Origin of the sequence: Vibrio clamense (genome assembly GCF_050337905.1) — a bacterium.
GTDB lineage: Bacteria > Pseudomonadota > Gammaproteobacteria > Enterobacterales > Vibrionaceae > Vibrio > Vibrio cortegadensis.
Genome location: NZ_JAKJTJ010000009.1, coordinates 1 through 4,311 on the forward strand (window position 1 = coordinate 1; position 4,311 = coordinate 4,311).

At 38.9% G+C, this 4,311-nt stretch carries 7 protein-coding genes; all 7 read left to right on the plus strand.

The features are described 5' to 3' along the window. The first annotated feature begins 455 nt into the window (after positions 1-455). Positions 456-713 carry a type II toxin-antitoxin system Phd/YefM family antitoxin gene (locus L4C39_RS00430; protein WP_017053480.1) on the plus strand — a complete coding sequence of 86 codons (258 nt, stop codon included), beginning with the start codon at positions 456-458 and terminating at the stop codon, positions 711-713. Further along, positions 701-1,003, plus strand: a complete 303-nt coding sequence (locus tag L4C39_RS00435; protein ID WP_017053481.1) for a type II toxin-antitoxin system RelE/ParE family toxin — start codon at positions 701-703, stop codon at positions 1,001-1,003. Before L4C39_RS00430 ends, L4C39_RS00435 begins: the two co-directional genes overlap by 13 nt. Positions 1,004-1,154: 151 nt before the next feature. Then, entirely contained in the window at positions 1,155-1,691 is a 537-nt protein-coding gene (locus L4C39_RS00440) for a nucleotidyltransferase family protein (RefSeq protein ID WP_429743792.1), read from the plus strand. Between the two features lie 155 nt (positions 1,692-1,846). Further along, complete coding sequence (locus tag L4C39_RS00445; protein WP_371712853.1) at positions 1,847-2,368, plus strand: GNAT family N-acetyltransferase; 522 nt, start codon at positions 1,847-1,849, stop codon at positions 2,366-2,368. 136 nt (positions 2,369-2,504) lie between these two features. Beyond that, a complete protein-coding gene (locus L4C39_RS00450) occupies positions 2,505-3,350 on the plus strand; it encodes a DUF2971 domain-containing protein (RefSeq protein WP_429743794.1) in 846 nt (281 codons plus the stop codon). A gap of 244 nt (positions 3,351-3,594) precedes the next feature. Beyond that, positions 3,595-3,927, plus strand: coding sequence for a zinc ribbon domain-containing protein YjdM (locus L4C39_RS00455; RefSeq protein WP_429743796.1), 333 nt, complete (start codon positions 3,595-3,597; stop codon positions 3,925-3,927). A gap of 180 nt (positions 3,928-4,107) precedes the next feature. Then, on the plus strand, positions 4,108-4,311 hold a 204-nt coding region (locus L4C39_RS00460; protein ID WP_429743798.1), incomplete at its 3' end, for a PH domain-containing protein.

A 4,311-nucleotide genomic window follows, 5' to 3' on the forward strand; every position in this document is an offset into this window, starting at 1 on the left:
TAGTATAATTGTTCGCATTAAGATGATTATGTGAAAGTTCAAATGAGAAAAATTTATGTAACTGAAGGGGATTCATCCTCTAAAAAAGGCAAAGTAGCTTATCCTAAACTGGTTTTGTGCGAAAAGTGTGTAGGTGAGTACATTGTTATCAGCGAAGGCAAGCGAACTTATGATGCTTGCGTCAAATGTGGTTCTAGTGAATAAGTAATTGCGTCTGTCGAACCCAAAATTCTAGGTTCTACATAACGGTTAAGAACGCTTCTAACAAACAATTTAAGAGTGACTCCTAACGCTTGCCGATTTCACTCCGATTTGAAATTTGTGTTTACGGTGCAATGGTTTAGCTTGGGTGTTATAGCGTTGTCGCACCTTAATTGGGCGTTAGCCGTCATGAGACTTGCCATTATCAAAGTGATAGAATAGTATCACTTTAGTATTCCTTTGGAGCATCCCTCATGAAAGTTGAACTAGTTACGTCCTTGAAACGTCAGGCTACAAAGATCTTAGCAGATCTTCATGATAGCAAAGAGCCTGTGTTGATTACTGAGCATGGGAAACCATCAGCTTATCTGGTTGATGTTGACGACTATGAGTTTATGCAAAATCGTCTTGCTATCCTTGAAGGTATAGCGAGAGGTGAACGAGCAATAGCAAATGGTAAGGTTACTTCTCACTCTAAGGCCAAAGAGAAGATGTCAAAATGGCTGAAGTAATCTGGACTGACCCTGCTTTATTAGATCTCAATGATATTGCCGAATATATAGCTTTAGAAAATATTGTAGCAGCCAAGCTTTTGGTTCAGTCTGTTTTCGATAAAGTGGAACGTTTGGAGATGTTCCCAGAGTCGGGGCGTGTCCCACCTGAACTTGACTATTTAAGCTACCGAGAAGTAGTTGCTAGTCCTTGTCGTGTTTTCTACAAACAAGAAAATGAAAAGGTTTATATTTTGTATGTGATGCGTGAAGAACGTGATTTACGTAAGTTTTTATTGAGCAAGCAGTAGGTATAAATGAGCGGCTAACAAACAATTTAAGAGTGACTCCCAACGCGTGGCGAGTTTACTCCGGTTTGAATTTAGTTTTTACGGTGTAATGGTTTAGTTTGGGTGTTACAGCGTTGTCGCACCTTAATTGGGCGTTAGGGCACAGGGCGAAATGGACAGAATCGTAGAATTAATCAAACAAGATCTAGTTAGAGTTAACGCTTTGAAGTGTGTATCTCAATTGGGTTTACCTCAATGCTATATTGCAGCCGGTTTCGTCCGAAATCTTGTGTGGGATGCATTACATGGTTTTCAAGTGGCGACACCATTGAATGATGCTGATGTTATCTATTTTGCACCTGACGAGCGAGATCCTAATGCATATTTATACTATGAAGCTCAGCTTAAACAGCTAATGCCGGAAATTAACTGGCAAGTTCGAAATCAGGCAATAATGCACAATCGCAATGGTGACTTACCTTACACAAGTTCACTGGATGCTATGAGCTACTGGCCAGAGAAAGAAACGGCAATTGGTATCCGACAAGTTGCTCCCGAAAAGTACGAATGCATATCAGCTTTTGGGTATGAATCATTATTTGNTTACTGTGTCACACATAACCCGAAAAGGTCACAAGAAACGTTTAAAAGTCGTGTAAATTCAAAAGGGTGGTTAGTAAAGTGGTCATCTTTGAGAATAGTGCCCTAACAAACAATTTAAGAGTGACTCCCAACGCGTGGYGRTTTYACTCCGATTTGANNTTTGTGTTTACGGCGCAATGGTTTAGCTTAGGTGTTATAGCGTTGTCGCACCTTAATTGGGCGTTAGTTTGCTACAAAGAATCAAGGAGTTTTGCGTAAGAAATGAAAGTAAATATTAGACCTGCAAGAGAACATGAGCTGGAGTTTATCCATGCCTTGGTTATCTCAAATGACGAATGGACTAAGTTTAATGGTCCATATTTTCCATATTCACACCCATCCTTAGAACAGTTTAAACACTCTTCATTTCAGCGTCTTTTATCGGGTTTAGACTCTCAATTGATTACAGTCGATGATATTCCAGTTGGAATGGTTAGTTGTTACTGGGAATGTGAAGAAACTCGTTGGCTTGAAGCTGGTGTTATTATTTACGATAAAGAGTATTGGGGTAAAGGCATTGCTGCGTTAGCGATCCCGTTATGGGTGTCGTATCTGTTCGAAAGTAAGGAAATTGAAAGGGTTGGTTTTACTACTTGGTCGGGTAATCCTCGAATGATGTCATTAGCTTTGAAGTTGGGTTTTCAGCAAGAAGCTAGGCTGCGAAAAGTTCGCTATTACAATGGTGAGTATTATGATTCAGTCAAGTATGGGGTGTTGCGCACGGAGTGGTTAGAACGCAACTAACAAACAATTTAAGAGTGACTCCTAACGCTTGCCGATTTTACTTCGATTTGAATTTTGTGTTTACGGTGCAATGGTTTAGTTTGGGTGTTATAGCGTTGTCGCACCTTAATTGGGCGTTATAAATCAAAGGTGAGTCTTGAAACTATATAAATATTTACATCCAGACCGTATTGATGTTTTGAAAAATAGAGCTATTCGCTTTTCTCCACCTAATGCGTTCAATGACCCGTTTGAGTTTAAGCCAGTCATTAGTGGTTTAGCATCTGACTCGTACATAGACGCTTACATGAAAGAAAACTTAGATAGTATGGTCGAGTCTGAGTTGTCTAAATTACCTGAACATATTCGGAGTCAAATTCCAAATTCGAAATTTCAAGAGCTTGTAAAGCTATACGTTAAGAACAACTCTGAAGTCTTTAACGCTGTTATGAATAAGGCAAAAGAACATGTCTCAGCGGCTTTAACAGAAACATCAAATGAACAAATTGGTGTATTGAGCTTGACTGAAAAAGCTGACAATTTACTTATGTGGTCTCACTATGCTGAATCGCACAGTGGTTATTGTATAGGGTTTAAGTCAAACCATTCATTCTTCAATAAAAAACGTTCGAAAAAGGATGAGTTTTATCATTTGAGAAAGGTCGAATACTTACCTCACAGACCATCAAAGGCGATGGTTGATATGAATGGAACGGATATGTTCCTATTAAAATCAAACATCTGGGAGTATGAGCAAGAGTGGCGTATGTGTGCAGTTCTATCTGACGCAGATACGATTATTAATGAAATTGACCCTCCCGTTCATTTGTTTAACTTTCCGGCAGACTTAGTTGACGAAGTAATCATAGGTGTTAATGCAAAAGCTTCGTTAACCGAAAGCATACTGAGAACTATTGCAGATAATGTTGAGCTTAGTCATGTTAAGGTTAAGCAGGCTAGTGTTTCCGAAACCGAATATGCGCTGAGTTTTAATGATTTATAACAAAGCGTTTAAGACAGATTCCCAACGCATGGCATTTTGCATTCCATCGTTGGGTTTTGTGTTTACGGTGGTATGGTTAAGTTTCGTGGTGGCGTTGCTCACTACTTAACGCGGCGTTATAGCGCACGACCAATTTGAGTCAGATTTTCATGTTTTAGTGTTCATTGTCGCTTTCATAATGCATAGACTGAACGTGATAAATCATTAAAATATAAGTTAAATCAATTAATAGAAGTCATAACTAATGTCATGTCCTCCTTGCCCAAATTGCCAATCTGAATTTGTTTATCAAGATCAAACACATCTTGTTTGTCCCGAATGTGCCTATGAATGGAACCCAGTTGAAGAGGCTGAAAATCAATTCACAGTTCATGATGTTAATGGAAATCAGTTGGAGCAAGGCGATAAAATCACATTGGTGAAAGATCTCAAAGTTAAAGGTAGTTCTCAGAACCTTAAAATTGGCACAAAAGGTGTAATAAAGCGGGTTGTGGAAGGTAAGGATCATCAATTGGACTGTAAGCTTGATGGTGCTGGCGAAATGTTTGTAACGGCAAAATACGTTAAGAAAGCGTAAGTCACTGCCCTTGAATCAGCGCTCTAACAAAGCATTTAAGAGGGATTCTCAACGCTTGGCATTTTTGCTTCTACTTCAAATTTAGTGTTTACGGTACAATGCTTTAGGTTGGGTGGCGGCGTTGTTCACCCCTTAATGCGGCGTTAGGCTAAAATCGAATAATTAGAATAAGGTATCTATATGATTGATTTCAAAAATTCATCAGTATTCAAACTCAAACCCATTGATATTTCTGATGCTAGAGAAGATTTTCAAAAATTTCTGATTGATGGTGAAAGTATTCTTGCAGCATTTAAGACAGTACGTGACCAAGTTATATTTACAAATAAGCGCGTAATTGCTGCAAATGTTCAAGGCATCACTGGTTCAAAGGTTGACTATACG